The organism is Rahnella perminowiae (genome assembly GCF_019049695.1).
Lineage (GTDB): Bacteria > Pseudomonadota > Gammaproteobacteria > Enterobacterales > Enterobacteriaceae > Rahnella > Rahnella perminowiae.
In genome coordinates this window covers 127,732-154,578 of record NZ_JAFMOT010000185.1, presented here as the reverse complement: position 1 = coordinate 154,578, position 26,847 = coordinate 127,732, and the positions used below count along the sequence as shown (strand labels likewise).

22 protein-coding genes are annotated in these 26,847 nt (G+C 53.3%); 11 read left to right on the top strand and 11 right to left on the bottom strand.

Features of this window, described 5'->3' with window-relative positions:
* Positions 1 to 85: 85 nt before the first annotated feature.
* The 8 genes from prmA to msrP all read right to left on the bottom strand — a co-directional run bounded on the left by prmA (position 86) and on the right by msrP (position 6,950).
* Positions 86 to 970, bottom strand: a complete 885-nt coding sequence (gene prmA / locus J1781_RS20005; protein ID WP_129954765.1) for a 50S ribosomal protein L11 methyltransferase — start codon at positions 968 to 970, stop codon at positions 86 to 88.
* Positions 971 to 1,013: 43 nt separating this feature from the next.
* Positions 1,014 to 2,459 (bottom strand): sodium/pantothenate symporter, encoded by a 1,446-nt coding sequence (gene panF / locus J1781_RS20000; protein WP_217138156.1) that lies wholly within the window; start codon positions 2,457 to 2,459, stop codon positions 1,014 to 1,016.
* A complete protein-coding gene (locus J1781_RS19995; RefSeq protein WP_165383762.1) occupies positions 2,449 to 2,691 on the bottom strand; it encodes a YhdT family protein in 243 nt (80 codons plus the stop codon). The genes panF and J1781_RS19995 overlap by 11 nt, the downstream gene beginning before the upstream one ends.
* Positions 2,692 to 2,775: 84 nt before the next feature.
* Positions 2,776 to 4,125, bottom strand: coding sequence for an acetyl-CoA carboxylase biotin carboxylase subunit (accC, locus tag J1781_RS19990; protein ID WP_217158708.1), 1,350 nt, complete (start codon positions 4,123 to 4,125; stop codon positions 2,776 to 2,778).
* Between the two features lie 11 nt (positions 4,126 to 4,136).
* The gene (gene accB, locus J1781_RS19985; RefSeq protein WP_013577296.1) at positions 4,137 to 4,601 is read right to left on the bottom strand and encodes an acetyl-CoA carboxylase biotin carboxyl carrier protein; all 465 of its coding nucleotides are present in this window, start codon (positions 4,599 to 4,601) and stop codon (positions 4,137 to 4,139) included.
* 32 nt (positions 4,602 to 4,633) lie between these two features.
* A complete protein-coding gene (aroQ, locus tag J1781_RS19980; RefSeq protein ID WP_217234078.1) occupies positions 4,634 to 5,086 on the bottom strand; it encodes a type II 3-dehydroquinate dehydratase in 453 nt (150 codons plus the stop codon).
* A gap of 241 nt (positions 5,087 to 5,327) precedes the next feature.
* On the bottom strand, positions 5,328 to 5,930 hold the full coding sequence (gene msrQ, locus J1781_RS19975; RefSeq protein WP_129954761.1) for a protein-methionine-sulfoxide reductase heme-binding subunit MsrQ: 603 nt from the start codon (positions 5,928 to 5,930) through the stop codon (positions 5,328 to 5,330).
* An 18-nt stretch (positions 5,931 to 5,948) separates the two neighbouring features.
* On the bottom strand, positions 5,949 to 6,950 hold the full coding sequence (msrP, locus tag J1781_RS19970) for a protein-methionine-sulfoxide reductase catalytic subunit MsrP (RefSeq protein WP_217220155.1): 1,002 nt from the start codon (positions 6,948 to 6,950) through the stop codon (positions 5,949 to 5,951).
* Between the two features lie 319 nt (positions 6,951 to 7,269).
* Here msrP and csrD point away from each other — a divergent pair, with 319 nt between their 5' ends.
* The 8 genes from csrD to tldD all read left to right on the top strand — a co-directional run bounded on the left by csrD (position 7,270) and on the right by tldD (position 19,924).
* The gene (gene csrD / locus J1781_RS19965; RefSeq protein ID WP_217234077.1) at positions 7,270 to 9,204 is read left to right on the top strand and encodes an RNase E specificity factor CsrD; all 1,935 of its coding nucleotides are present in this window, start codon (positions 7,270 to 7,272) and stop codon (positions 9,202 to 9,204) included.
* Positions 9,205 to 9,559: 355 nt separating this feature from the next.
* Positions 9,560 to 10,603: a rod shape-determining protein MreB gene (gene mreB / locus J1781_RS19960; protein WP_013577291.1), complete on the top strand. Its 1,044-nt coding sequence runs from the start codon at positions 9,560 to 9,562 to the stop codon at positions 10,601 to 10,603.
* Between the two features lie 254 nt (positions 10,604 to 10,857).
* Positions 10,858 to 11,865: a rod shape-determining protein MreC gene (gene mreC, locus J1781_RS19955; RefSeq protein ID WP_129954758.1), complete on the top strand. Its 1,008-nt coding sequence runs from the start codon at positions 10,858 to 10,860 to the stop codon at positions 11,863 to 11,865.
* Positions 11,862 to 12,350, top strand: a complete 489-nt coding sequence (gene mreD, locus J1781_RS19950) for a rod shape-determining protein MreD (RefSeq protein WP_129954757.1) — start codon at positions 11,862 to 11,864, stop codon at positions 12,348 to 12,350. The genes mreC and mreD overlap by 4 nt, the downstream gene beginning before the upstream one ends.
* Before the next feature lie 7 nt (positions 12,351 to 12,357).
* The gene (locus J1781_RS19945) at positions 12,358 to 12,951 is read left to right on the top strand and encodes a Maf family protein (RefSeq protein WP_217234075.1); all 594 of its coding nucleotides are present in this window, start codon (positions 12,358 to 12,360) and stop codon (positions 12,949 to 12,951) included.
* Positions 12,941 to 14,410 (top strand): ribonuclease G, encoded by a 1,470-nt coding sequence (gene rng / locus J1781_RS19940; protein WP_013577287.1) that lies wholly within the window; start codon positions 12,941 to 12,943, stop codon positions 14,408 to 14,410. Before J1781_RS19945 ends, rng begins: the two co-directional genes overlap by 11 nt.
* 98 nt (positions 14,411 to 14,508) lie before the next feature.
* A complete protein-coding gene (yhdP, locus tag J1781_RS19935) occupies positions 14,509 to 18,336 on the top strand; it encodes an AsmA2 domain-containing protein YhdP (RefSeq protein WP_217234073.1) in 3,828 nt (1,275 codons plus the stop codon).
* A 142-nt stretch (positions 18,337 to 18,478) separates the two neighbouring features.
* Positions 18,479 to 19,924 carry a metalloprotease TldD gene (gene tldD, locus J1781_RS19930; RefSeq protein WP_217234071.1) on the top strand — a complete coding sequence of 482 codons (1,446 nt, stop codon included), beginning with the start codon at positions 18,479 to 18,481 and terminating at the stop codon, positions 19,922 to 19,924.
* 46 nt (positions 19,925 to 19,970) lie between these two features.
* On the opposite strand, the gene aaeR is transcribed toward tldD, so the two are convergent.
* Entirely contained in the window at positions 19,971 to 20,909 is a 939-nt protein-coding gene (aaeR, locus tag J1781_RS19925) for an HTH-type transcriptional activator AaeR (RefSeq protein WP_129954753.1), read from the bottom strand.
* A gap of 274 nt (positions 20,910 to 21,183) precedes the next feature.
* Here aaeR and aaeX point away from each other — a divergent pair, with 274 nt between their 5' ends.
* Genes aaeX through aaeB form a run of 3 tightly spaced genes read left to right on the top strand, consistent with a single transcriptional unit; the run spans position 21,184 to position 24,299 of the window.
* The gene (gene aaeX / locus J1781_RS19920) at positions 21,184 to 21,387 is read left to right on the top strand and encodes a p-hydroxybenzoic acid efflux pump operon protein AaeX (protein ID WP_015698919.1); all 204 of its coding nucleotides are present in this window, start codon (positions 21,184 to 21,186) and stop codon (positions 21,385 to 21,387) included.
* A 7-nt stretch (positions 21,388 to 21,394) separates the two neighbouring features.
* Entirely contained in the window at positions 21,395 to 22,330 is a 936-nt protein-coding gene (gene aaeA / locus J1781_RS19915; protein WP_217138159.1) for a p-hydroxybenzoic acid efflux pump subunit AaeA, read from the top strand.
* A 10-nt stretch (positions 22,331 to 22,340) separates the two neighbouring features.
* Entirely contained in the window at positions 22,341 to 24,299 is a 1,959-nt protein-coding gene (gene aaeB, locus J1781_RS19910; protein WP_129954751.1) for a p-hydroxybenzoic acid efflux pump subunit AaeB, read from the top strand.
* Between the two features lie 75 nt (positions 24,300 to 24,374).
* Here the strand turns inward: aaeB and J1781_RS19905 are convergent, their stop codons facing one another.
* Both J1781_RS19905 and J1781_RS19900 read right to left on the bottom strand, forming a co-directional pair.
* Positions 24,375 to 24,956, bottom strand: coding sequence for a DapH/DapD/GlmU-related protein (locus tag J1781_RS19905; RefSeq protein ID WP_129954750.1), 582 nt, complete (start codon positions 24,954 to 24,956; stop codon positions 24,375 to 24,377).
* Positions 24,957 to 25,048: 92 nt separating this feature from the next.
* Positions 25,049 to 26,647, bottom strand: coding sequence for an APC family permease (locus J1781_RS19900; protein WP_217234063.1), 1,599 nt, complete (start codon positions 26,645 to 26,647; stop codon positions 25,049 to 25,051).
* Positions 26,648 to 26,847 lie beyond the last annotated feature (200 nt).

Below are 26,847 nucleotides of genomic sequence, written 5' to 3'. Positions count from 1 at the left end.
AGGAGAAATATGAGAACAGGCCGTAAAAGAGTTTTAGAAGAAAATCCGCTCTTTCTGCACAAACAGAAAGAGCGGGGAACATAAATCAGGCTTTTTTAATGCCGGTGATGCGGCACCACTCTTCTTTCTCGGCCACCGGATCCAGGTCAAACTTGTCTTTATAGGCATCCGCCACGCTTTGTGCCTGGCTGGCCAGTACGCCGGACAGTCCCAGATGGCCGCCTGCGACCGGCAGTACACTGATAAGGGGAGCCAGTTCGCGCAAAGGGCCTGCCAGAATGTTGGCGACTACCACGTCGGCCGACAGATCCTCAGGCTGGTCTTGCGGCAGATACAGCGACAGACCCTCTGAAACACCGTTACGTTCGGCATTATCACGGCTGGCCTGTATGGCCTGCGGATCGATGTCGATCCCGACCACATGCTTTGCGCCCAGCTTCAGCGCGGCGATCGCCAGAATGCCGGAGCCGCAACCGAAGTCGATCACGGTTTTACCGTTCAGATCCAGACTGTCTAGCCATTGCAAACACATGGCCGTGGTCGGGTGAGTACCCGTACCAAACGCCAGCCCCGGATCCAGCATGACGTTCACGGCATTCGGATCCGGCACATCGCGCCAGCTCGGGCAAATCCACAGACGCTCGCCAAAACGCATGGGATGGAAGTTATCCATCCATTCGCGTTCCCAGTCTTTGTCTTCCAGTTGTTCGATTTTATGCGCAAAACCTTTGCCCAGCAGCGGTGCGTTTTCCAGTATAGCGATCACTTCGTCCATATCGGTTTCCGCGTCGTAAAGGCCAATAGCGTCAGTATCCCCCCACAACAGGGTTTCGCCGGGCAGCGGTTCGAAAACCGGGTTATCGTGAGTATCCTGGAAAGTCACGGATACCGCGCCACTTTCGATAAGCGCATCACTCAGCGTTTCCGCGTCGTTACCGGTGGTATTAATCTTCAGTTGGATCCAAGGCATAGCCATTCTCTTCTTAACAATCTGTAATAGCAGTACCGTCCGTTCAGGACGGCCTGAGTACGGTTTCGCGTGGCTGTTTGCCAAATTTATTGCCAGCATAAAACGCCAGCAGGCTCAGCAACAGCGACGGCACAATCGGATGCAGACCGGCAATATGCAGGTCAAGACTGGCGAGCAGGGTATAACAAACTGCGCCAACAATCATTGCGCTCAGCGCGCCCGCAGCGTTTGCCCGTTCCCAGTACAAACCGAGCACCAGCGGCCACAGGAACACCGCTTCCAGCCCGCCGAATGCCAGCAGGTTCAGCCAGATAATCATCTCCGGCGGACGCCATGCGGCCAGTAACACCAATAATCCCAGTATAAAGGTGGCCCAGCTTGATAAGCGTTTTAACTTACGCTCGTTAGTCAGTTGCTCCGGTTTAATACCGAGGTACAAGTCTTTAACGATAGTCGCTGATGACTGCAAAAGTTGCGCATTGATGGTCGACATAATGGCAGCCATCGGCGCGGCAAGAAAGATACCGGCGGCGTAAGGGGGGAGTACGGTGATCATCAATGTCGGGATAACCTGGTCTGGGATTTTCAGATCAGGCAATACCGCACGTCCCAGCGCGCCGGCCAGATGCATACCGAACATCAAAACGGCGACCACAATCGTGCCGAGCACAATGCCACGGTGTACCGCTTTGCTGTCTTTGTAGGAAATACAGCGCACAGCGGTATGCGGCAGGCCGATCACACCAAAGCACACCAAAATCCAGAAAGACGCCATAAAAGGCAGTGAAAGGACGTCATCTCCGCCATGCACGGACACCAGTTTCGGGTCGATTTGCCGGAGCTTATCTACCGCGCTGTGCAGACCCCCTGCGGCGTGAATGACGGCGATCAACAGCAAAATAGTGCCGAGCAGCATCACCAGCCCCTGCATGGCATCATTGAGGACGCTGGCACGGAAGCCGCCAAAGGCGGTGTACAGCGCAATACTGATGCCGAAAATCAGCAGACCGGTGTCATAAGGAATACCCGCCGCCGTTTCCAGCAAGCGTGCGCCACCGATGAACTGGACGGTCATCGCACCCAGAAACGCCACCAGCAAGCTCAGGCTTGCCAGCCAGACCAGTAAGCGGCTCTGGTAGCGCGCAAAAAGCATGTCGTTCAGCGTGACCGCATTATAACGACGCGCCAGAATGGCAAATTTTTTACCCAGTACGCCGAGTGAAAGCCAGACGGCAGGCAGTTGAATCATCGCCAGTAATACCCAGCCAAGACCAAATTTGTAGGCCGCACCGGGGCCGCCGATAAAGGAACTGGCACTGATGTAGGTGGCGGTCAGGGTCATGGCCAGTACGAAACCACCCATTGAACGGTTACCGAGGAAATATTCGGTCAGAAAGTTGCCCTGTTCGCGGCGGGTATAGGCATAGACAGACAACCCGAAAACCAGCAGTAAGTAGGCAATCAGTGGCAATAAGACTTCAGTCTGCATTAATGTCCTCCAGCGGAATATCGCGATAAATCACGCGAACCATCAACCAGCTTAAAAGAACGAAAATCAGCGGTACCAGCAGGCAGGCCATTTCAAACCAGTGCGGCAGACCGGTGATACCCTGTTTGTCGTCAGGAATATACGCAGCAAAACACCATGCCAGCAGATAGGCAATCGTCAGCCCGAATGCCCAGCGGGCTTCGCGGTTGGCTTGCAAAAAACGTTTATCCAATGCCATTTATTTGTCTCCCCTCAAAACGTAAAAAAGGCCGGAATATCCGGCCTTGATAAGAGAGTACGCAACGGTACGGTCTTTTTATTTTTCCTGCAAACCGAGTTTTTTCTCAAGATAGTGGATGTTGGTGCCACCATGCTGGAAATTCTCGTCGTCCATAATGCGCATTTGCAGGTCAATGTTGGTTTTGATGCCGTCGATGATCAGCTCTGCCAGTGCATTTTTCATGCGGGCAATGGCCACTTCACGGGTTTCGCCGTAAGTGATCAGTTTACCGATCATGGAATCGTAGTACGGAGGCACAGTGTAGCCTGCGTAAATATGGGATTCCCAACGAACACCGAAGCCGCCAGGAGCGTGGAAGCGGGTGATTTTGCCCGGGCTTGGCAGGAAGGTATTAGGGTCTTCCGCGTTAATACGGCATTCCACCGCATGGCCTTTGACCTTCACTTCGCTTTGTTTGATCGACAGCGGCTGGCCGGATGCAATACGCAGCTGTTCTTTGATCAAATCCACACCGGTGATCATCTCGGTAACCGGATGCTCAACCTGGATACGGGTGTTCATTTCGATGAAGAAGAACTCGCCGTTTTCGTACAGGAATTCGAAAGTACCTGCGCCACGGTAGCCAATATCCACACAGGCTTTGGCGCAACGTTCGCCGATGAAACGACGAAGATCTTCCGTAATGCCTGGTGCTGGCGCTTCTTCGACGACTTTCTGGTGACGACGCTGCATGGAGCAGTCACGTTCAGCCAGATAAACGGCGTTGCCCTGACCATCAGCCAGTACCTGAATTTCCACATGACGTGGGTTTTCCAGGTATTTTTCCATGTAAACCATGTCATTGTTGAAAGCCGCTTTGGCTTCCGCACGGGTCATGGAGATGGATTGCTCGAGGTCTTTGTCGCTGCGGACAACACGCATACCACGACCACCGCCGCCGCCAGACGCTTTGATGATGACCGGATAGCCGATGCGTTTTGCGAAGGCACGGTTTTGGTCCATATCATCGCCCAGCGGGCCGTCAGAGCCTGGTACACAAGGTACGCCGGCTGCTTTCATCGCATGGATCGCAGAAACTTTGTCACCCATCAGGCGGATAGTTTCAGCTTTCGGGCCGATGAAAATAAAACCAGAACGTTCAACCTGCTCTGCAAAATCGGCATTCTCGGACAGGAAACCGTAGCCCGGGTGGATAGCCACCGCGCCAGTGATTTCCGCCGCCGCGATAATGGCAGGGATGTTCAGATAGCTTTTTACTGAAGCTGCAGGGCCGATACAGACGGTTTCGTCTGCCAGCAGCACATGTTTCAGGTCACGGTCAGCGGTGGAGTGCACAGCAACGGTTTTGATGCCCATTTCTTTACAGGCACGCAAAATACGCAGGGCGATTTCGCCGCGGTTCGCGATAACAATTTTATCTACCATGGTACGCCTCGTTATTCGATGACGACCAGCGGCTCGTCGAATTCAACCGGTTGGCCGCTTTCTACCAGAATTGCTTTAACAACACCGGATTTGTCTGCTTCGATTTGGTTCATCATTTTCATCGCTTCAACGATACACAAGGTATCACCCGCGTTCACTTTCTGACCCACTTCGATGAAGGCTTTAGCGTCCGGGCTTGGCGTACGGTAGAACGTCCCTACCATCGGTGAGCGAACGATATGGCCACTGATTGCTGCCGGAGCCGCTTCTGCTGGTGCAGCCGCAGGGGCAACCGCAGCAGCCAGGCCTGGCTGTTGTTGTACAGGCATGGCATAAGCCTGTTGCATCATAGGATAAGCCTGCGCAGGTGCAGCACGGCTGATACGAACTGACTCTTCGCCTTCAGAAATTTCCAGTTCAGAAATGCCTGATTCTTCAACCAGTTCGATCAGTTTTTTAATTTTACGAATATCCATGGGTGTGATTCCGGACTCTTTTTGCGTAGAAATTAGTGGGTTTTTGACAAGCGGTTAACCGCTGCCTGTAATGCAAAGTGGTAGCCATCTGCGCCAAGTCCGCAAATAACGCCCACTGCGATGTCGGAAAGATAGGAATGGTGCCGGAACGCCTCACGGGCATGTACATTCGACAGATGGATCTCGATAAACGGAATCGATACCCCCAGTAATGCATCGCGCAGCGCCACGCTGGTATGGGTAAAGGCCGCGGGATTGATCAAGATAAAATCGACGTTTCCGCGTGCCTGATGAATACGTTCAATCAGGACATGTTCTGCGTTGGATTGCAGATGGCTCAGTGCCACACCGGCAGTAGCAGCCTGAACTTCCAAACCTTTAACAATATCGTTGAGCGTGGTGTGTCCGTACGTTTCAGGCTCACGGGTCCCTAACAAATTCAGGTTAGGACCGTTCAGTAGCAAAATGTCAAACTTATGCGCCATTGTGAGCCTATCTCCGGCAATTAGACAAAGATTGTAGAAAATACCCTGATGTCACCGGTTTGTCACCTTTTTCGCGGCAAATCAGCCCGTATCTTCGGCATAAGGTCGGGCATTATAATGATATCGTGGCAATTCGCAGCTAAATACTGGTCTTATCAGCGAAGATAATCAACCCTCGACGGGTGAATGTGCGCGCAATTGGCGAAATTCTGAGAGGCTGTGCCTACGCGCTTTCCCCGGTTTATCGCAGCCACTGACGGAATTTTTTATAGCGCAAGGCCAGCAGGATGGCGGCAAGTGTTGCATAGATGATCGGTTGTGGTGACAACACTTTGACTGACCAAAGGTAATGGATCGGCGCCAGTATGGCGATCAGATAGATGAGATTATGTAGCTTTTGCCAGCCAGCGCCCATTTTACGCTGGGCCCACAGTGTCGACGTACAGGCCAGCGCCAGCAGGAGGATCCAGCAGATGATACCCAGTGTGAGGTACGGGCGGGAAATCAGCTCGCTGCCCAGCAGGCGGATATTGTTAATCCCCAGTTCGAGGAATGAATAGCTCAGAAGATGCAGGGTTCCCCACGCGAAACACCATAATCCCAGCAAACGACGGGTGCGGATCAGCAACGGTTGTTTGCCATAGCGCGCGACAGGCGTCACCAGCAGTGTCACCAGCAAAAATTTCAGAGTCATCCTACCGGTAAAATGCTGAATATCTTTTGCCGGATCGGCGCTGAACCAGCCCTGGTTGATGGACAGCAGGAGCCAGAGAAAGGGCAGAATGGCAGCAAGATAAATAATGACTTTCAATCCGGTAATACTGGCAGGGCTTAAACGACGCATAGCTGAACGGCCTCTTCCTTAATAGAACTTACGCAAATCCATACCGTGATACAGCGACGCCACCTGATCGGCATAGCCATTGAACAGCAACGTCGGCTGGCGCTGAACGTCCAGCAACCCGCCGGAACCGATAAAACGTTCCGTCGCCTGCGACCAGCGCGGGTGATCCACATGCGGGTTCACGTTGGCATAAAATCCGTATTCGTTGGAGGCAATCTGGTTCCAGGTGGTCGGCGGTTCATCCTGAGTAAATTTGATGTTCACGATGGATTTAATCCCCTTGAAGCCGTACTTCCATGGAATGGTCAGACGGATGGGTGCGCCGTTTTGTGGCGGCAGTGCTTTGCCATAAACACCCACGGTCAGCATCGCCAGCGGATTCATCGCTTCATCTATACGCAGCCCTTCAACATAGGGATAATTCAGCCCGCCGCCGATAAAACGGTCTTTCTGCCCTGGCATATGTTCCGGATCATATAAGGTAGTGAAGGCGACATAACGCGCTTTGCTGGTCGGCTCTGCCAGTTTGAGAATTTCACTCAGCTGGAAACCCACCCACGGCACCACCATCGACCAGGCTTCAACACAACGCATCCGGTAGATACGCTGCTCGAGCGGGAAACGCTTCATGATGTCATCCATATCCAGCGTGATCGGTTTAGCGACTTCGCCTTCTATTTTTAACGTCCACGGTGACGTGATCAGTTGCCCGGCATTGGCGGCAGGATCGGCTTTATCCAGCCCGAACTCATAGAAGTTGTTGTAGCCGGAAACTTTGTCCTCGGGGGTGAGTGTCAGGTCATTTTGATAAGCAGCAGGCTTGGTGAAATCCAGCGGTTTACCGGCTGGGGCGGCCGGGCGGTCATGACCTTTGAACCAGGAAAGGATATCCGCACGTGCGTTTTGAGGGACTGCGAGTGCCGCGGCACTGATCCCCAGCGCCTGCAAAACTTTGCGTCGGTCATAAAAAATACTTTCGGGTGTGACGTCTGCTTCGGTCAGTTTGCGGGGTGTGGACATGGCATTCTCCGGCATTCTCATTGTTGCGATTCATTTTTTTATGGTTATAGACAGAGCATGGCGTGAAAACGGCGGCTTTGCGAGATATCGCGCTAAAAAATCGCATCCTGCCGGCAGATATTGAGTCAGCGTTTACTGTTTATATAAGAATTCCGAATTGATTGGTTTTTGTATTGCTATGCTATGAATGTATACAAACGACTCTTTGGTAAATTTCTCCTTTCATCGCGTTTTTCTGTTTTATAGTAGCGGCGTTTTTTCGTAGCAGGCTCAGAGAAAGGGTTTGTTTCCTCCTCACCGTAGCGAGTAAGGCACAGGGATGCGATTTACTACCAGACTATCGGCACTGATGACGATGTTAGTCGCGCTGGCAATGTTACTGATGTTGCTTGGCGTCACTTTCAGCTTTATCTATCTGAATAAACAAGACACTGAGCAACACCTTCAGGCGCTTGCCACAACCTATGATCAGGCGTTGCTGACGCACACTCCCGCAGAAGCCCAGCGCTGGATGCCACAGGCTATGCGCATGCTCGATGTGACTGATATCGAAGTCAAACTTAATGACACCACTGTTTTTGAATACCATGAGCGTCCGGATGTGCATCGCTCGTGGGACAGCGTGATGCCGGAATATGACACTGCCATTATCCCGCTGATGCAAAATCACGCCATGTCGCTGCATATTTCCTATGTTGATCCTGTCAGCAGCTATATCCGCTCCCTGCGTTCTACATTCACGATTGGGATCGCCATTCTGCTCATGCTGGCTATGCTGCTGCTGAGTTTTCGCTGGTTACGTCAGGAAACGGACGGCGTGGAAAAACTGGAAGACCGCGCGGTCAGAATATTACGCGGCGAACGTGAAGGATTGTCCGGTGATATGGGCGAATGGCCGCATGCTGCCAGCAGCGCAATAGATCGTCTGCTGACGGATCTGAATGAAGCGCGCGAGCAGCGCAGCCGCGTGGATACCCTGATCCGCGCTTATGCTCAGCAGGATGCGCAAACCGGCCTCAGTAACCGCCTGTTCTTTGACAATCAGCTTGCGACACAACTGGAAGAAAAGGGGGCGCACGGTGTGCTGATGTTATTGCGCTTGCCAGATTTCGACACTATGCGCGAAACGCACGGTCAGGCCGTGGTCGAAGAACTGCGTTCGGCGATGGTGAATCTGTTATCGACATTCGTGATGCGTCATGTCGATGCGCTGCTGGCACGTTATTTCCACAGTGATTTTGCCGTGCTGTTGCCACACCGCACCTTAAAGGAAGCGGAAGTGATGGCCTCTCAGCTCGTCAATGCGCTTGGCGTTCTGCCGACCTCGTCGCTGATTGACCGTGACGCGCTGATGTATATCGGCATCAGTGCTTACCGTTTCGGCCAGACACCGGATCAGGTGATGGATATGGCTGAGCAGGCGACGCGGCATGCGGCGTTCCAGGGAAGTAACAGCTGGTATATCTACGATAAAAATGTGCCGGAAAAAGGCCGTGGCAGTGTGCGCTGGCGGACACTGCTTGAAAATACACTGGCGCGCGGCGGCCCGCGTCTTTATCAGAAACCCGCGTTCACCCGGGACAGCAAACCCGATCACCGTGAATTACAGCGCCGGGTCTTCGATGGTGAGCAGGAATTGCTGGCGGCGGAGTTTATTCCGCTGGTGGTGCAGTTCGGACTCTCGCAAAGCTTTGACCGGGTGATGTTAAGTCAGATTATTCCGTTACTTAACCGTTGGTCGGACGAAACGTTAGCATTTCACCTGACGGTTGATTCATTATTGCAGCGCTCATTTGTGCGCTGGCTGCGCGATACCTTGCTGCAGTGCGAAAGATCGCAACGAAATCGAATTTTGATTGAACTTGCTGAGGCCGATCTCTGTCAACATACCGACCGGCTACGTCCTTCGATCAGATTATTACAGGGTTTAGGCTGTCGTCTGGCTGTTTCCCAGGCCGGACTGACGGTGGTCAGTACCTCTTATCTGAAAACTTTTCCCGTGGAAAGAGTCAAGCTTCATCCTGGATTAGTGCGTGACATTGATAAAAGGGTTGAAAATCAGCTCTTTGTACAAAGCTTACTCAGTGCATGCGAAGGGACTCAGGCGCGGGTATTTGCCTCCGGCGTGCGGACAAAAGAGGAATGGGCTGTCCTGCTGAAAAGCGGGATCCACGGCGGGCAGGGGGATTTTTTTGCCGGTCCGGAGCCTGTTGAACCGGTCGGTAAAAAATATTCACACAACCGCGATGTTTAAGTGACCGTTAATGCATTATTTAACGTAGAATGAGCCAGCTTTTGACCTACGCCCTTGTCTGCTAGCCGGTGCTTGTGCTCAGGCCGCAGATGGAGGGAAGATGTTGGTAAAAGTGTAAGAATTTATGTGCGGTGTTGCTACTTCGCCTGGGTGCCTGCCCGAGGTAAACCGAGCCTGCGAGACAGAATTATTTCGCAGTGCCATCAGCCTCAAAAAGTCACAGCAAGTGAATGGCGACATCGCGGACAATTTTCACGGAAGCAGGACGTTTTTGCGCCTTGTCGCTGCTTCGCGTGGTTGGTAAAGTAGGCGGATTTTATTTTCCGCCCCCAGCTAGCAGGATTATCCCTTCGTTATGTTTAAGAAATTTCGTGGCATGTTTTCCAACGACTTGTCCATCGACCTGGGTACCGCCAATACCCTCATTTATGTAAAAGGACAAGGCATCGTGCTGAATGAGCCATCCGTTGTGGCTATTCGTCAGGATCGTGCTGGTTCACCTAAAAGCGTTGCTGCTGTTGGTCACGACGCAAAACAGATGCTGGGTCGTACTCCTGGCAATATCGCCGCTATTCGTCCAATGAAAGACGGTGTTATCGCTGACTTCTTCGTGACGGAGAAAATGCTGCAACACTTCATCAAGCAAGTTCACAGCAACAGTTTCATGCGCCCAAGCCCGCGCGTGCTGGTGTGTGTACCAGTGGGTGCAACTCAGGTTGAACGCCGTGCTATCCGTGAATCTGCACAAGGTGCAGGCGCGCGTGAAGTGTTCCTGATTGAAGAGCCGATGGCGGCGGCAATTGGTGCCGGCCTGCCGGTATCGGAAGCGACCGGTTCAATGGTGGTGGATATCGGTGGTGGTACCACAGAAGTTGCCGTCATCTCCCTGAACGGCGTGGTGTATTCCTCTTCTGTGCGTATTGGCGGCGATCGTTTCGACGAAGCTATCATTAATTACGTACGCCGTAATTACGGTTCACTGATCGGTGAAGCAACGGCTGAGCGTATCAAGCACAGCATCGGTTCTGCCTATCCAGGTGATGAAGTGCATGAAATCGAAGTGCGCGGCCGTAACCTGGCTGAGGGTGTTCCACGTGGTTTCACGCTGAACTCCAACGAAATTCTGGAAGCCTTACAAGAGCCGCTGACCGGTATCGTCAGCGCGGTAATGGTTGCGCTGGAACAATGTCCGCCAGAACTGGCTTCCGACATCTCCGAGCGCGGCATGGTGCTGACCGGCGGTGGCGCATTACTGCGTAACCTTGATCGTCTGCTGATGGAAGAAACAGGTATCCCTGTTGTTGTCGCAGAAGATCCACTGACCTGCGTCGCCCGTGGTGGCGGTAAAGCATTAGAAATGATCGACATGCACGGCGGCGACTTATTCAGCGAAGAGTAATCTCAGCCAAGACTGGCTGATTTAAGCAAGTCTTGTTGCAAACAAGAATAGTCTGCCCGGGAAGGTGGTTGTCCGTCAGGTAAAACCTGCAACGTGAAGTGTGCAGTGTTCAATGTGGATCCGCGCAAACACTGGCTGAGCGATAAAGCTCTGCCAGTGTTTTGGCTATCCCATGAGATTGCCGCCTTTCTGTCAGGGGAAGTCTTTACTTCGACTGGCTGAAATCTTCTGTTGCCGAGGAACTCGCATATTTTATGAAGCCAATTTTTAGCAGGGGGCCTTCCCTGCAACTGCGACTTTTTTTGGCTATTCTCACGGCCATTGTCCTGATTGTTGCCGACAGTAAAATAGGTACGTTTGTTAAAATCCGCACCTATATGGATACGGCCGTCAGTCCCTTCTATTTTTTGTCCAATGCCCCGCGTGAATTCTTAGATCAGGTTTCCTCTACTTTTGCCACCCGTGGTCAGCTGGAACTTGAAAACCGCGCTTTGCGTCAGGAGTTGTTGCTGAAAAACAGCGACCTGATGTTGCTTGGCCAATACAAACAAGAAAATGCCCGTTTGCGCGAGTTGCTGGGATCACCGTTGCGTCAGGACGAGCATAAAATGGTGACGCAGGTGCTCTCCACCAGCAATGATCCTTACAGCGATCAGATCGTCATCGATAAAGGTAGCAACAACGGTGTGTATATCGGGCAACCTGTTATCAGTGATAAAGGCGTCGTCGGCCAGGTTGTTGCTGTTGCCGCACTGACCAGCCGTGTACTGCTGATTTGTGATGCTTCACATGCGTTGCCGATTCAGGTACTGCGTAATGATATCCGCGTTATCGCTGCCGGTAGCGGTTGTGCTGATGACTTGCAACTTGAGCATCTGCCAAGCAATACCGATATTCGTGTCGGTGATGTGCTGGTGACGTCCGGTCTGGGGGGGCGTTTCCCTGAAGGTTATCCGGTCGGCGTGGTATCTTCGGTTAAGGTCGATAATCAGCGTGCCTATACCGTGATACAGGCACGTCCGACCGCCGGTCTGCAACGTTTGCGTTACCTGCTATTGTTGTGGGGGTCTGACCGCAATGGCGAGCACCCTTTACCACCGGATGAAGTGCATCGCGTTGCCAATGAGCGCCTGATGCAAATGATGCCGCAAGTATTGCCGCCTCCGGGAGATATGGGGCCGCCGGCACCTGTTCCTCCACCGGCAACCGGAACAGTCACTGCGCCTGCCAGTACGTCTGCTGTTCAGGGAGCGGCAGAATGAACAGCTACCGGAGCCACGGACGCTGGATTATTTGGCTATCCTTCTTAATAGCCATGCTATTGCAGGTGATGCCATGGCCTGAACAGATCTATATGTTCAGGCCGTCGTGGCTGTTGCTGATCCTGATTTACTGGGTGATGGCATTACCGCATCGCGTCAACGTGGGTACCGGTTTTGTTGTCGGCTTTATCATGGATTTGATCCTGGGATCGACGCTGGGTATTCGCGCACTGGCCTTTGCCATTACCGCCTACCTGGTCGCGTTCAAATTCCAGCTATTCCGTAACCTGGCGCTGTGGCAACAAGCGCTGATTGTCATGGTGCTTTCACTGGCTGTGGATGTCATGGTGTTCTGGGGGGAATTCCTGGTCGTCAACGTGTCATTCCGGCCTGAAGTTTTCTGGAGCAGTGTGGTCGACGGTGTGCTGTGGCCATGGCTGTTCCTGCTGATGCGTAAAATCCGTCGTCAGTTTGCTGTGCAATGAGGATGTTATGACCGCACTTTATCTGGCTTCCGGGTCACCACGTCGCCGTGAATTACTGGCCTTGCTGGAACTGCCTTTTGAGCGTCTGATGACTGACGTTGCAGAAGAGCGTCAGCCTGGCGAAGCCCCGCAAGATTATGTTTTACGACTGGCGAAAGATAAAGCGCAGGCCGGTGTGGCGGTCGCGGCAGAAGATTTGCCGGTGCTTGGCGCAGACACGATTGTGGTCCTTGATGGTAACGTCCTGGAAAAACCACGTGACGAAACCCAGGCCGCTATTATGCTTAACGCATTGTCCGGAAAACAACATCAGGTGATGACCGCCATTGCGTTTGCCGACAGGCGGGATTGCCTCAATACGGTGGTTGTGACCGATGTCACCTTCCGTTCACTATCCTCCGACGATATTGCACATTATATTCTGAGCGGTGAGCCCATGGATAAAGCGGGCGCTTATGGTATTCAGGGAAAGGGCGGTTGTTTCGTCCGTGAAATTCGCGGCAGTTACTATGCAGTTGTGGGGCTTCCTCTGGTGGAAACCCAGGAACTGCTGAATGAATTTTCTGCCTTACGCGAGCTTAGGAGAAAACATGACAGCTGAATTACTGGTCAATGTCACCCCGTCTGAAACCCGCGTGGCTTACATTGACGGTGGCATTCTGCAGGAAATCCATATTGAGCGCGAGACCAAGCGCGGGATTGCCGGCAATATTTATAAAGGGCGTATCAGTCGTGTTCTGCCAGGTATGCAGGCGGCATTTGTTGATATCGGTCTTGAAAAGGCCGCCTTTTTACATGCGTCAGACATTATGCCGCATACTGAATGTGTGGCGCGTGACGAGCAGAAAAATTTCCATGTGCGTGACATCGCTGAGCTGGTTCATCAGGGCCAGGATCTGATGGTGCAGGTGGTGAAAGATCCGCTTGGCACCAAGGGCGCACGCCTGACGACAGACATTACTTTGCCTTCCCGCTATCTGGTATTCATGCCCGGCGCGTCCCATGTTGGCGTTTCGCAGCGTATTGAAAGTGAAGCCGAGCGCGACCGTCTCAAACGTATTGTCTCGGAATATTGTGATGAGCACGGCGGCTATATTATTCGTACCGCAGCCGAAGGCGTGGGCGAAGAAGAACTCAAACAAGATGCGGCCTACCTGAAACGTCTGTGGACCAAGGTAATGGAACGCAAGCGTCGCAATAAAACCAAGTGCAAGCTGTATGGAGAACTGGCGCTGGCGCACCGCGTGCTACGTGATTTTGCCGGTGAGGCACTGGACCGCATCCGTGTAGACTCCCGCCTGACGTATGAATTGCTGGTCGAATTCACCAGCGAATACATGCCGGAAATGACCAGTAAACTGGAGCATTACAGCGGTAAGCAACCCATTTTCGACTTGTTCGATGTGGAGAACGAAATCCAGCGTGCGCTTGAGCGTAAGGTGGAACTCAAGTCCGGTGGCTATCTGATTATTGATCAGACCGAAGCCATGACCACTGTGGATATCAACACGGGGGCGTTTGTCGGTCATCGTAATCTGGAAGACACGATATTTAACACTAACACCGAAGCGACGCAGGCCATTGCCCGTCAGCTGCGTTTGCGCAATCTTGGCGGCATTATCATTATCGACTTTATTGATATGTCCAATGAAGATCATCGTCGCCGTGTGCTGCACAGCCTTGAGCAGGCGTTGTCTAAAGACCGCGTGAAAACCGGTATTCACGGTTTCTCCGCGCTCGGTTTGGTGGAGATGACCCGTAAACGTACCCGCGAAAGCGTCGAACATGTGCTGTGCAGCGATTGTCCGACCTGCCATGCCCGCGGCACAGTGAAAACTGTTGAAACTGTCTGTTATGAAATTCTGCGTGAAATCGTACGTGTGCATCATGCCTACGATTCCGATCGTTTCCTGGTTTACGCGTCTGCCGCAGTAGGGGAAGCGCTCAAGGGGGAAGAATCCCATGCACTGGCCGAGGTGGAAATCTTCGTCGGCAAGCAGGTGAAAGTGCAGATTGAGCCGCTCTACAGTCAGGAACAGTTCGATGTCGTCATGATGTGATCCGATGGCTAATCGTCTGAAGCATCAAGAAGTTAAAGGTTTCCATTGCCGTCTGTGCAGGTGAAAGCCAGCATGGAATGGAAAACAAGGAGAGAGGTTTGAGGCGACTGCCCGGTATTTTATTAACCACCAGCGCAACCCTTGTCGTGATAGTGGCTTTGGTGATCAGTGGCTTACGGCTGGCATTGCCTCAACTGACCCGTTTTCAGGATCAACTGGTCGGGAAAGTTGAGGCGGTCACGGGCGTACCGATCGAATTATCGCAAGTTAGCGCCAGCTGGAAAACCTTTGGTCCGATCATGGAGATCCGTGGCCTTCAGGTCACCTTGCCGGACTCAACGTGGCAGGTTCAGCGCATTACGCTGGCGCTGGACGTCTGGCAATCCTTGCTGCATTTCCGCTGGCAGTTCCGCGACCTCACTTTCTACAATTTACAGCTGGATTTAAACAGCACGCTGGGGGGCGATAACAACAAAGGCAATGGCATCCAGCCAAACCGAGTCAGTGATATCTTCCTCAGACAGGTCGACCATTTCGATCTGCGCAACAGCCGCATTTCCTTCCTGACGCCTTCCGGCCCGCGTGCGGAATTTGATATTCCTCAGCTGACCTGGCTGAACAGTCACAACCGCCATCGCGCCGAAGGGCAGCTTAGCCTGTCGAGCTTTAACGGGCAGCATGGCATTGTGCAGTTGCGTATGGATCTGAACGATACCAACGGTCTGCTCAATAACGGTAAAATTTATCTTCAGGCCGACGATATCGACATGAAACCGTGGTTCAGTCGGTGGTTGCGCAACAATACGGGGCTGGAAAGTGCTAACTTCAGTCTGGCCGCCTGGCTGACCGTACGTAATGGCGATGTTTATGCCGGTGACGCGCTGTTGAAAAATGGCTCTGCCACCTGGAAAAACGGTGACGATGCGCACCGCCTCGATGTTGATAACCTGACTTTGCACGGCAGCCGCCAGGGTAACGGCTGGCAGATTGGTACGCAGCAACTGAATCTGAAAACTGACGGCGTGGCGTGGCCAAAAGGGCGTCTTGAAGCGCTTTATCTGCCCGAAAATAATAATTTCCTCGGCCCCTCGCAGGGCGAAGAATTGCGTATCCGCGGCACAAATCTGCAGCTCGAACGCTTAGGACCGGTGATCCCGACTTTCTCGTTTCTGACCCCGGCCTTGCTGGAGCGTTGGCAGGATTTAAAACCTGCCGGTAATGTGGCTCGCCTCGCGCTGGATATTCCGCTTAAGCAGCCGGAACAGACCCGTTTTGATGTGAACTGGCGCGATGTCAGCTGGCAGCGTTGGGAACTGTTGCCAGGCGTTAACCATTTCAGCGGTGGTCTGAAAGGCAGCGTCGCGGACGGGCAGATGACGGTGAAATTACAAGACAGTCTGCTGCCGTTCGGCGAAATGTTCCGTGCACCGCTGGACGTCAGCACAGCGACCGGAACCTTTAACTGGACCAACGGTAAAGAAGGCTGGTCGTTGTCGGGTAAAAACGTGGATGTCAAAGCGAGCGCACTGTGGGCGAAAGGCGATTTCCGCTACAACCAGCCTGCCGAAGGCGAGCCGTGGCTGAATATTCTGGCCGGTATTCGCTTATATGACGCCGGTCAGGCCTGGCGCTACTTCCCTGAGCCGCTAATGGGTAAACATCTGGTGAATTATCTGAGCGATGCGATCCGGGCTGGTCAGGTGGATAACGCCACGCTGACTTTTAACGGCAATCCTCAACATTTCCCGTTCAAAAAGAACGAAGGGCAGTTTGAGGTTTGGGTTCCGCTACGCCACTCGACCTTTGAATTCCAGCCTGGTTGGCCAGCGCTGACCGATCTGGATATCGATCTTGATTTCCTTAATGACGGCCTCTTTATGAAAGCCGCGCACACCAAACTGGGCAACGTTGACGGTAATAACGTCGTTGCCAATATCCCTGACTACCTGAAAGAAAAACTGTTTATTGATGCTGACCTTCGCGGGCAGGGTAAAGATATCGGCGACTATTTCATGGATACGCCGTTGCATGATTCGCTGGGTTCGGCGTTACAGGAATTGCAGATTGGCGGCGAAGTGAACGGTCGCTTACATCTTGATATTCCACTGGATGGCGAAGTGGTGCACGCATCCGGTGGCGTCACGCTCAATAACAACAGCCTGTTTATCAAACCGCTGAACAGCAAAATCAGCCAGCTCAGCGGCCAGTTCAGTTATGACAACGGCAATCTGCAAAGTAACCGGCTCACCGGTAACTGGTTCGGTCAACCGGTCAACGTGATGTTCAGCACGCAGGAACTGCAAGATAATTTTAACGTACAGGTCGGGCTGGATGCGAACTGGCAGTTGTCCAAAATCCCCGGCTTGCCTGCGGCGGCGGCCAGTAAAATCTCTGGCGGAACGCCGTGGAAAGGCGATGTTAATATCACGCTGCCGCATAAAGGTACGCCGACGTACACCGTCAATGTGAACGCCGATCTGAAAGATGTGAGCAGTCACTTACCCGATCCCCTGGATAAGAAAGCCGGGCATGCGATGCCGCTGGTAGTGAACGTTAAAGGTGACCTTCACAGCTTTAATCTGCAAGGGGTGCTGGCGGGTAAAGACCAGTTCAACAGCCGCTGGCTGCTGGGCAAACAACTCCAACTGGATCGCGCCTCCTGGCAGGAAAACAGTAAAAAGACACCCCCCTTGCCGGATGACAGCAGCCTGACACTTCATCTGCCCGCGCTTGACGGTGAAAGCTGGCTGGGTTTGCTGTCGCCGGATAAAGCGACGCAGGATACCAATACTAAACTGGCGGGTTTCAGCTTCCCGCACCAGATCATCCTGACAACACCTGCGCTTACGCTAGGCGGGCAGGTCTGGAACGATCTGATTCTCACCTCGGTTCAGGGGCATCAGGGCATGGAAGTCAGCGCCAAAGGTAAGGAAATCGATGGCAGGCTGAATATGAATGACAACGGTCCGTGGCTGGCAAAGCTGAAATATGTTTATTTCAATCCGCAATGGACGCCGGAAGATGTGGCTGGCAGCGCACAGCCGGGCGGTAATCCGTTTGCTACCAATAAGATTTCGTTTGCCAGCTGGCCGTCATTACAGCTGCGTTGCGAAGCCTGTTGGTTCCTCGGTCAGAATTTCCGCAAGGTGAATGCTGACCTGACACCACAGGGCGATCAGCTGATGTTGCGTAACGGTCTGATTGATACCGGCGTCGCGCGGCTTGATGTGCAGGGCGACTGGACGCAGAACGGGCAGGGCGAGAACACCGGTCTCAAAGGCAAACTGACCGGTAAAAATATTGAGCAGGCAATGTCATTCTTTGGTGTGACCACCCCCCTGAAAGGTGCGCCGTTTGATATTAACTTTGATCTGCACTGGAAATCGGTGCCGTGGAAACCTGATGTCAGCACACTGAACGGCACGTTGAAAAACACGCTGGGTAAAGGCGAGATTGCGGATATCGGCGCGGGTCGCGCCGGACAGTTACTGCGTCTGATCAGCTTCGATGCGTTGCTGCGCAAACTGCGTCTCGATTTCAGCGATACCTTTGGCCAGGGCTTCTATTTTGACTCGATCAAATCCACCGCCTGGATTAAAGACGGTGTACTTCATACCGATGACCTGCTGATTGATGGTCTGGAAGCGGATATCGCTATCACCGGGAAAGTCAATTTCGTCAATCAGCAACTGGATCTCGAAGCGGTCATTGCGCCGGAAATTTCCGCCACAGTGGGCGTAGCGACGGCATTTGTTATCAATCCGGTGGTCGGGGTTGCCGTTTTCGCTGCCAGTAAAGTGCTGGCACCGTTGTGGAATAAAATCTCGCTTATCCGCTATCAGATTGACGGCACCATCGCCGAACCTCGTATTAACGAAATTCTGCGTAAACCCGTTGAACATCCAAAAGTGGCCACTGCGCAGTAATGCTTCGGGTGAAGGTGGCAGGAAACCTCTTTCGTGCTGTGTTAGGCTGTTAATAACCTTGTAACAATGGATTGTCTTGCGGGCCGACTGTGTAAAACTCAATCTGCCCGCCGGACTTTCGTCTAAAAGAGAGTGAACATCTATGAGTCTGGCCTTAGTCAGTGAGCAGTTACTAACTGCTAATAATCTGAGTCATCAGGATCTGTTTTCCATTTTGGGCCAGTTGTCTGAACGTCGTCTCGATTATGCCGATCTCTTTTTCCAGTCCAGCTTCCACGAAGCCTGGGTGATCGAAGACAGCATCATCAAAGACGGTTCTTACAATATCGATCAGGGTGTCGGTGTCCGTGCGGTAAGCGGTGAAAAAACCGGTTTTGCCTATGCTGACCAAATCACGCTCAATGCCCTGAATCTCAGCGCAACAGCTGCCCGCAGTATTGTCCGCGAACAGGGCAATGGCAAAGCGCATATGCTGGGTGAAATTGCCTACAAATCTCTTTATTCTCCGCTGGATCCGCTGCAAAGCCTGCCGCGTGAAGCAAAAATCGAACTGCTGCACCGCGTCGACAAGATTGCCCGTGCGGCCGATCAGCGCGTGCAGGAAGTCAGTGCCAGCATCACCGGCGTGTATGAACATGTGCTGGTGGCTGCCACTGACGGTACGCTGGCGGCAGATATTCGCCCGCTGGTGCGCCTGTCCGTAAGCGTTCTGGTTGAACAGGACGGACGTCGTGAGCGTGGCTCCAGTGGCGGCGGCGGTCGTGTCGGTTATGATTACTTCCTCGAAACCGTGAACGGTGAAGTGCGCGCGGAAGCCTTTGCCCGTGATGCTGTACGTATGGCATTGCTGAACCTGACGGCAGTCGCCGCACCGGCTGGCGGCATGCCTGTTGTGCTGGGTTCCGGCTGGCCGGGTGTGCTGTTGCATGAGGCGGTAGGTCACGGTCTGGAAGGTGACTTTAACCGTCGCGGGACCTCGGTATTTAGCGGTCAGATGGGCAAGCGTGTGGCCTCTGAACTGTGTACCGTGGTGGATGATGGTACGCTGCCGGGTCTGCGTGGTTCACTGGCGATTGATGATGAGGGTGTGCCGGGTCAGTACAATGTGCTGATCGAAAATGGTGTGTTGAAAGGCTATATGCAGGACAAGCTGAATGCGCGTCTGATGGGGGTTTCGCCGACCGGTAACGGCCGCCGCGAATCCTACGCACATCTGCCGATGCCGCGTATGACCAATACCTATATGCTGGCCGGGAAATCAACGCCGGAAGATATCATCAGTAGCGTGGAATATGGCCTGTATGCGCCCAACTTCGGCGGGGGGCAGGTGGATATCACCTCGGGTAAATTCGTGTTCTCGACGTCCGAAGCGTATCTGATCGAAAAAGGCCGCATCACCAAACCGGTGAAAGGCGCGACGCTGATCGGCTCGGGCATTGAAGCAATGCAACAGATTTCCATGGTCGGCAACGATCTGGCGATCGATAAAGGGGTTGGCGTGTGCGGTAAAGAAGGTCAGAGCCTGCCGGTCGGGGTCGGTCAGCCCACCCTGAAGCTGGATAATCTGACCGTCGGCGGCACTGCCTAGTAGAAGATTATTTCGGTGTTATCCCTCCCCTTTCACACGGGGAGGTTTAATTCCACTGGGTGACTTTTATCCCCTGCCGGTATCCCTGATACACCTTGCTCACCCGTTTGAAATAATCCGTCAGATAATCAATACAGACCTGGACCTTCAGCGGCAGTTTGTCCTTTTGGGTATACAGCGCGTAAACCGGTCGCGGATCAGACTGATAGCTCCTGAACAGAATTTCCACTTCACCGGCATTGATCTCTTCAATGACCCACATCAGCGGCACATACGCGATACCGACACCGGCTTTCAGCCAGCGGATCATGGTCTGCGAATCGTTGGTGACGAAGCGGCCCTGCGGAGTAATGCGGGTCGAAATACCTTCGGGGGCGATCAGTTCAAATTCGCTGTCCGGGCGGACGCTGTACTCCAGCCATGAGAAATTCACCATATCTGCCGGTTTCTCCGGCGTCCCGTGCTGCGCCAGATAACTGTGTGCCGCGCATACCACCATCGGCATTGAGCCCAGGCGGGTGCAGAACAGACTGGAGTCTTGCAACGCACCCACGCGGATGACCATGTCCAGCCCGTCGGCGATAAGATCCGGTGCCGGAATGCCGGTCACCAGATTCACCGTCAGGCCGGGGTATTCAGTGAGCATTTCGGCGGTCATCGCAGCAAGAACATTTTGTGCCATTGTCGATGAGCTGCCGATGCGTAATGTGCCGGTCGGGGTGTTGTTGAAGGCATACAATTGTTCATGTACTTCTCGCACATCGTGCAACATTTTCCGGCAACCCTGATAGTAAAGCTTACCGGCTTCCGTCAGGCCAAGACTGCGGGTACTGCGGTTTAGCAGTTTGATTTGTAAATCATTTTCCAGCTTTGAGATCGTCTGACTGATGGCGGAAACGCTCATGTCGAGGCGTCGTGCGGCCGCAGTAAAGGAGCCGCTTTCCACTACCTGAGCAAAGATCGACATGCGTTTTAATCGGTCCATTGTTAACTCTGGCTTAAAAGTGATTTAGATCACAGAACGTTGATTAGTTGATAATAAGCACGCTAATATACCCTTCCGGGCGATAAAGCTCAGGTTTCAGTTTTCCTGACATCATGCTTACCTTCGCACACTTCCCTGGCAACTTTGCAGCTTCATTGCTCTGCTCCCGTTGAATTATTTTTCATCGGGGTCGCGTGCCGTTGCCTAAAATAATAAATAATGCGTGCGCGGGACGTTATGCGTTTGTCCGTCGTAATAATGTAAGGAATTTTTGATGAGTTTGCTTCCGGTAATGGTGATTTTCGGATTGTCGTTTCCTCCGGTGTTTTTTGAAATACTGTTGGCGCTGGTGGTATTTTTTCTGCTGCGGCGTGTATTGCAACCCACCGGAATTTACGACTTTGTCTGGCACCCGGCGTTGTTCAACACAGCTTTGTACTGCTGTCTTTTCTACCTGATCTCCTGCATGTTCGTCTGAGGGCGTTGTGAAAAATTTCTCCATAAAAATAATACGTTACACAATAACGTTGATTCTTGTCGTGCTGGCTGTCATCGCAATCTTCAAAGCCTGGGCGTTCTATACAGAATCTCCATGGACCCGTGATGCCAAATTTACCGCTGACGTGGTGTCTATCGCGCCCGATGTCACCGGTCTGATTACCGATGTGCCGGTGGTTGATAACCAACTGGTGAAGAAAGGCCAGGTGCTGTTCAAAATCGACCAGCCGCGCTACCAGCAGGCGCTGGACGAAGCGAGCGCTGACGTCGCGTATTACCAGGCGCTGGTTTCTGAGAAAAAGCGCGAAGCCGGACGCCGTGTGAAACTGGGCGTTCAGGCCATGTCGCAGGAAGAAATCGATCAGGCAAATAACGTGTTGCAAACCGCTCAACATCAGATGGCGAAAGCGCAGGCTGCACGGGATCTGGCGGTGCTGGATCTGGAACGTACGGTGGTGGTGGCACCTGCCGACGGCTGGGTCACTAACCTGACCGTCCATCCGGGTAACTACATCAACCGTGGTTCGACCGCCGTGGCGCTGGTGAAGAAAAATTCCTTCTATATTCTTGCCTATCTTGAAGAAACCAAACTGTCCGGGCTGAAAAAAGGTGACCGTGCGGAAATCACGCCGCTCGGCAGCAACCGCATCATGCACGGTACAGTCGACAGCGTAGCGGCCGCGGTGACAAACAGTTCTTCTTCTGCGGCGACCAACGGTCTGGCGACTATCGACAGCAACCTCGAATGGGTGCGCCTGGCGCAGCGTGTGCCGGTGAAAATCCTGCTTGATGCCGAAGATCAGCAACATCCTTATCCGGCAGGTACCACGGCGACGGTGGTGATTACCGGCAGCCATGACCGTAAACAAGATGAAGGATCCCCGTTCCTTCGCCTCCTGCATCGTCTGAGAGAGTTTGGTTAAGGCCGGAAAGATGAATAGCGTACTTATCCCGCGTGTGCGTTTTGCCTGCAAGCTGACGTTCGCGATCCTGGGTGCATTGGTTCTCGGCTTTTATCTGCAACTCGAAACTCCGCGCTGGTCGGCCATGACCGCCGCCATAGTGACATCCGGCCCTGCGCTGGCCGCGGGGGGAGAACCCTTTGCCGGTGCTATTCGTCATCGTGGTTTTCTGCGTGTTATCGGCACTTTTATCGGCTGTATCGCGGCGCTGGTGATCGTGATTGCCACCGCCCGCGCGCCGGTTGTTATGCTGTTACTGTGCTGCATCTGGGCGGGCGTGTGCACCTGGTGGTCATCGCTGGTGCGTATTGAGAACTCGTATGCGCTGGGTCTGGCCGGGTATACCGCGCTGATTATTGTGGTGACGTCCGCCAGTTCACCCCTGCAAACGCCGCAGTTTGCGGTTGAGCGTTGCAGTGAAATCGTGATCGGGATTTGTTGCGCCATCGTCGCTGACCTGCTGTTCTCTCCCCGTTCTATTAAAAAAGATATCGACCGTGCCGTCAGCCAGCTGATGTTGGATCAGTTTGCGCTGATGCGGATTTGCGTGAACAGCGGGACGAAGGAAGATATCGATAAGTCCTGGAATAACCTGGTAAAAAGCACCACCGCGCTGAACGGTATGCGTGGCAGCCTGATGATGGAATCTTCGCGCTGGCAGCGATGTAATCGTCGCCTGAAAGCGCTGCACAGCACCTCCCTGAGCATGATCACGCAGGCTTGTGAAACCTATCTGATTTTACAAAACTCACCGGATCGGATTTCGCCTGAACTGAAGGCGTTGTTTGCTGAACCCGCTGAAAACGTGGCGGATGTGCACCGCAGGCTGAAACAGTTGCGCCAGATAATTACCGGCATGCACAGTGATAACGTGCTCATGACGGTCAGCGCCTGGACCGGTGCCGGCACCCGTGCGCTGTTGCTGATGAAAGGCATCCAGACCAACAGCAGTATCAGCGCCACAGAAAACGGTGTGCTTGACGGCGAAGTGGTGGTGCGGCCTGTTTCGGCAGAACGTCACCATGCGCTGGTCAACGGCCTGCGAACCTTCACTGCAACAGCTATCGGCTGCCTGATGTGGTTGTGGACCGGCTGGACATCGGCCAGCGGCTGCGTGATTATCATTGCTGTGGTGACCTCGCTGGCGATGCGTACGCCAAATCCGAAAGGCATGGCTATGGATTTCATCATCGGCATGTTGCTGGCGATCCCGGTCGGTTCGATGATGTTTATGCTGATTATGCCCGCGACGCAGCAGAGTCTGTTCCTGCTGTGTCTGATGCTGGGGATCTTCACTTTCTTTATCGGTATCGAAGTGACCAAGCGTCGTCTCGGTATGCTCGGATTGCTGGCGGGTACCATTAATATTCTGGTGCTCAGCAATCCGATGGTATTTAACGTCACGTCGTTTCTGGATAACGCGATGGGGCAGGCGATAGGTACGGTGATCGCGATGGCGGTGTTACTGATTGTGCGGGATAAATCCCGTGAGAAAACCGGCCGTACGCTGCTTAACCGTTTCATGAGCAGCGCAGTGTCGGCGCTGACCACCAAAGCGTACCGGCGTCGTGAAAACCACCTTCCTGCGCTTTATCACCAGCTTAATCAGTTGCTGGTGATGTTCCCGAACGATATCGACAAATACCGTCTGGCGCTGATGCTGATTATCGCGCACCAGCGCATGAAACTGGCAGAAGTGCCGGTGAATGACGAACTGTCTGCGTTCCACAAAAAAATCCGTAATACGGCCGATCATGTGGTCTCTGCATCAGGTGAAGGCAAGCGCACCTATTATTACCAGCGGTTACTGAAAGAGCTGGGTGAGTATCAGGAAAAGCTGGTCGAGTACGACGCACCGCTGAAAGTGACCGAGCCGGTAAGGCGTCTCACTGACATGCTGCAACGTTATCAGCATGCTTTCCTGGCCTGATAACTCACCAGGACAGTGAAAATAAAAGGCCGGTGCATAAATGAATGCACCGGCCTTTTCTACTTTCGGGCCTCATTATCTTAAAAACGTTTCGCGATCAGCTGCGGTGATCGGGCGTATCACCCGGCACGGCACACCTGCTGCAACCACATCGGCTGGAATGGACTTCGTGACCACGCTGCCCGCGCCAATCACGCTGTTCCGGCCAATGGTCACACCCGGATTCACCATCACGCCAGTGCCCAGCCAGACGTTATCTTCGATGATGATGGGCAGGGAGAATTGCTGTCCGGTGATGCGGATTTCAGGGTCGATAGGATGACCTGCCGTGGCGAGGGTCACATTTGGCGCGATCATCACGTTATCGCCAATCGTCACCGTGGCGTCATCCACCACCGTGAGATTGAAGTTGGCGTAAAAGTGATTGCCGATATGAATATGCGAGCCATACGCGACATGCAAGGGCGGCTCTATCCAGCAGGATTTGCCCAGACTGCCCATAATGCTTTTGAGCAAATCCAGGCGCTTTGCCTCTTCGGACGGTCGCGTGAGGTTAAAATCATACACGCGCTCTTTTCCGGCGCGACGTTCCTCCGGCAATCCTTCGCCCATGTCTGTATACAGCTCGCCCATATTCATCTTTTCGCGCGTTGACATATCCTGTTCCCTCATCAGAAATTTACGGGGTAAAACCGCAGTCTACTGACCGGAAAAAGAAATGTGAACGCGCGACAATTTCATTGAGTCAACTATGCGACACGGGTCTCGCGTCGCGGGCTGACGGGCGGGTCTTCTTCCTCCATATCCGGCGGGATTTCCAGTTTTTCATGTCCGGAAGCCACACCCCAGTAATAGCAAACCAACGTCACGACAACCACCAGCACCATATCCAGCGGGCTTGAAATGGTGCCGGTGCCACCGTAAGTCCCGAAATAAGAGAGAATGAAAATGGCGACGTAATACGCCAGCAACCACCATGCGCTCCGGACATCACGTTTGAAATGCTGATCTTTCTTACCAAACAACACATACGCCACCCAGGCAATCACCAGTATCGGGATCAGCAACTCATTCACTGACCAGCCGCTCCAGTAAATCAGCAGGGTACTGGCGACAAATGCCAGCGGGCTGAGCAGGGCGAAAACCGGCAGTCGGAACGGACGCGGCAAATCGGGCAACCGTGAGCGCATAACACCGGCATTGACCGGGCCGGGCATATAGGTAAACACGGTGGCGGAAGTGACGGCACCAATCAGCCCGCCCCAGACCTGAAACTCAGACGGCAACGTCCACGCAATCGCCAGTATCAGCGACAGCCAGAGGGCGCCGCGTGGTACGCCAGATTTCGGATCGACCTTGGCAAAAATCGAAAACAGATGACCATTCTTTGCCCAGGCAAACAGCACGCGGGAAGCCCCGGCGAGATAGATATTTCCGGTACCTGCCGGTGAAATCACTGCATCAATCAGGATCAGGTTGATCAGCCATGTTATGCCCAGGCTGCGGGCCAGATCGGCATACGGCGACTGGAAGATAGTTTTCAGCCCCACCCAGCCGTGTGCGCTGAGAATGTCGGTTGGTACCGCACCCATAAAGGCGAACTGCAACAGAATGTAGATAACAAAACTGATGCCGATAGCCAGCATGATGGCGATCGGGATATTGCGCTGCGGGTTTTTCGCCTCACTGGCAAAATCCACCGCCTGGCGGAATCCGAGATACGCAAACACAATTCCTGCGCCGGTCAGGGAGGAGAATATACCGTGGATCCCCCCCGGTGCGGTACCTGGCACGCTCAGGTTGCCGCCATGGAAATAGCCAAATAAGGTGACGATCACCATCAGCGGCACAATGAATTTGAACGTCGTGATGATGGTGTTGATGCGCCCGAAGAAACTGACGCTCCAGTAGTTAAGCAGGAAGAAACACACCAGGAGAACGATTTGCATCACAAAGCCGAGGCGGGTCGGGCTGCCGTCGGACTGACCTAACGCGGGCCACCAGTACATGGCATATTGCCGCACAGCTTCCACCTCCACGCCCGCCGTGCTGGTATACGCCAGTAAGGAACTTACACCGATCACAAAACCAACCACATTCCCATGGGTGTAATTCGGATAGCGTACAAAACCACCCGCCCGCGGAATAGCCGCTGAAAGCTCGGCGAATACCAGCCCGATCAACAGCACCATCACGGCGCCCAGCAACCAGGCCCAGCCGGTTAAACCACCCGCATAGCCGGAACTGGTGAGTGCCGCATAGAGCCATCCTGAACCGATCATGGATCCGACACCAAGCAAGGTCAGATCCACCAGGCCTAATTTTTTTTTCAAAGTCCCCTGAGTCATAGGATCCTCTTTAGGGTTGAAGAGTTGGGTAGACGGCAGAAATCTTCACTGCCAAAAAAGGGAATTAGCACCCGCGCCGGGATTGCGCGGTCAGAGGGTATTGAGCATGAACCATGCCAGTAATGTGATTTTCGCCACACAGCACCGTGGCGGGCGTAAATACACAGTGCTTATGGTTTGCATGCTATCTGATGGCGCAA

What these genes read in the sequence shown, in the direction of transcription:
- mreB (WP_013577291.1), top strand. Translation starts at nt 9,560, where the DNA reads ATGTTTAAGAAATTTCGTGGCATGTTTTCCAACGACTTGTCCATCGAC.
- aaeB (WP_129954751.1), top strand. Translation starts at nt 22,341, where the DNA reads ATGAATAGCGTACTTATCCCGCGTGTGCGTTTTGCCTGCAAGCTGACG.
- J1781_RS19945 (WP_217234075.1), top strand. Translation starts at nt 12,358, where the DNA reads ATGACCGCACTTTATCTGGCTTCCGGGTCACCACGTCGCCGTGAATTA.
- mreD (WP_129954757.1), top strand. Translation starts at nt 11,862, where the DNA reads ATGAACAGCTACCGGAGCCACGGACGCTGGATTATTTGGCTATCCTTC.
- J1781_RS19900 (WP_217234063.1), bottom strand. Translation starts at nt 26,647, where the DNA reads ATGACTCAGGGGACTTTGAAAAAAAAATTAGGCCTGGTGGATCTGACC.
- csrD (WP_217234077.1), top strand. Translation starts at nt 7,270, where the DNA reads ATGCGATTTACTACCAGACTATCGGCACTGATGACGATGTTAGTCGCG.
- aaeR (WP_129954753.1), bottom strand. Translation starts at nt 20,909, where the DNA reads ATGGACCGATTAAAACGCATGTCGATCTTTGCTCAGGTAGTGGAAAGC.
- aaeX (WP_015698919.1), top strand. Translation starts at nt 21,184, where the DNA reads ATGAGTTTGCTTCCGGTAATGGTGATTTTCGGATTGTCGTTTCCTCCG.
- msrQ (WP_129954761.1), bottom strand. Translation starts at nt 5,930, where the DNA reads ATGCGTCGTTTAAGCCCTGCCAGTATTACCGGATTGAAAGTCATTATT.
- prmA (WP_129954765.1), bottom strand. Translation starts at nt 970, where the DNA reads ATGCCTTGGATCCAACTGAAGATTAATACCACCGGTAACGACGCGGAA.
- tldD (WP_217234071.1), top strand. Translation starts at nt 18,479, where the DNA reads ATGAGTCTGGCCTTAGTCAGTGAGCAGTTACTAACTGCTAATAATCTG.
- J1781_RS19905 (WP_129954750.1), bottom strand. Translation starts at nt 24,956, where the DNA reads ATGTCAACGCGCGAAAAGATGAATATGGGCGAGCTGTATACAGACATG.
- msrP (WP_217220155.1), bottom strand. Translation starts at nt 6,950, where the DNA reads ATGTCCACACCCCGCAAACTGACCGAAGCAGACGTCACACCCGAAAGT.
- panF (WP_217138156.1), bottom strand. Translation starts at nt 2,459, where the DNA reads ATGCAGACTGAAGTCTTATTGCCACTGATTGCCTACTTACTGCTGGTT.
- rng (WP_013577287.1), top strand. Translation starts at nt 12,941, where the DNA reads ATGACAGCTGAATTACTGGTCAATGTCACCCCGTCTGAAACCCGCGTG.
- accC (WP_217158708.1), bottom strand. Translation starts at nt 4,125, where the DNA reads ATGGTAGATAAAATTGTTATCGCGAACCGCGGCGAAATCGCCCTGCGT.
- mreC (WP_129954758.1), top strand. Translation starts at nt 10,858, where the DNA reads ATGAAGCCAATTTTTAGCAGGGGGCCTTCCCTGCAACTGCGACTTTTT.
- accB (WP_013577296.1), bottom strand. Translation starts at nt 4,601, where the DNA reads ATGGATATTCGTAAAATTAAAAAACTGATCGAACTGGTTGAAGAATCA.
- aroQ (WP_217234078.1), bottom strand. Translation starts at nt 5,086, where the DNA reads ATGGCGCATAAGTTTGACATTTTGCTACTGAACGGTCCTAACCTGAAT.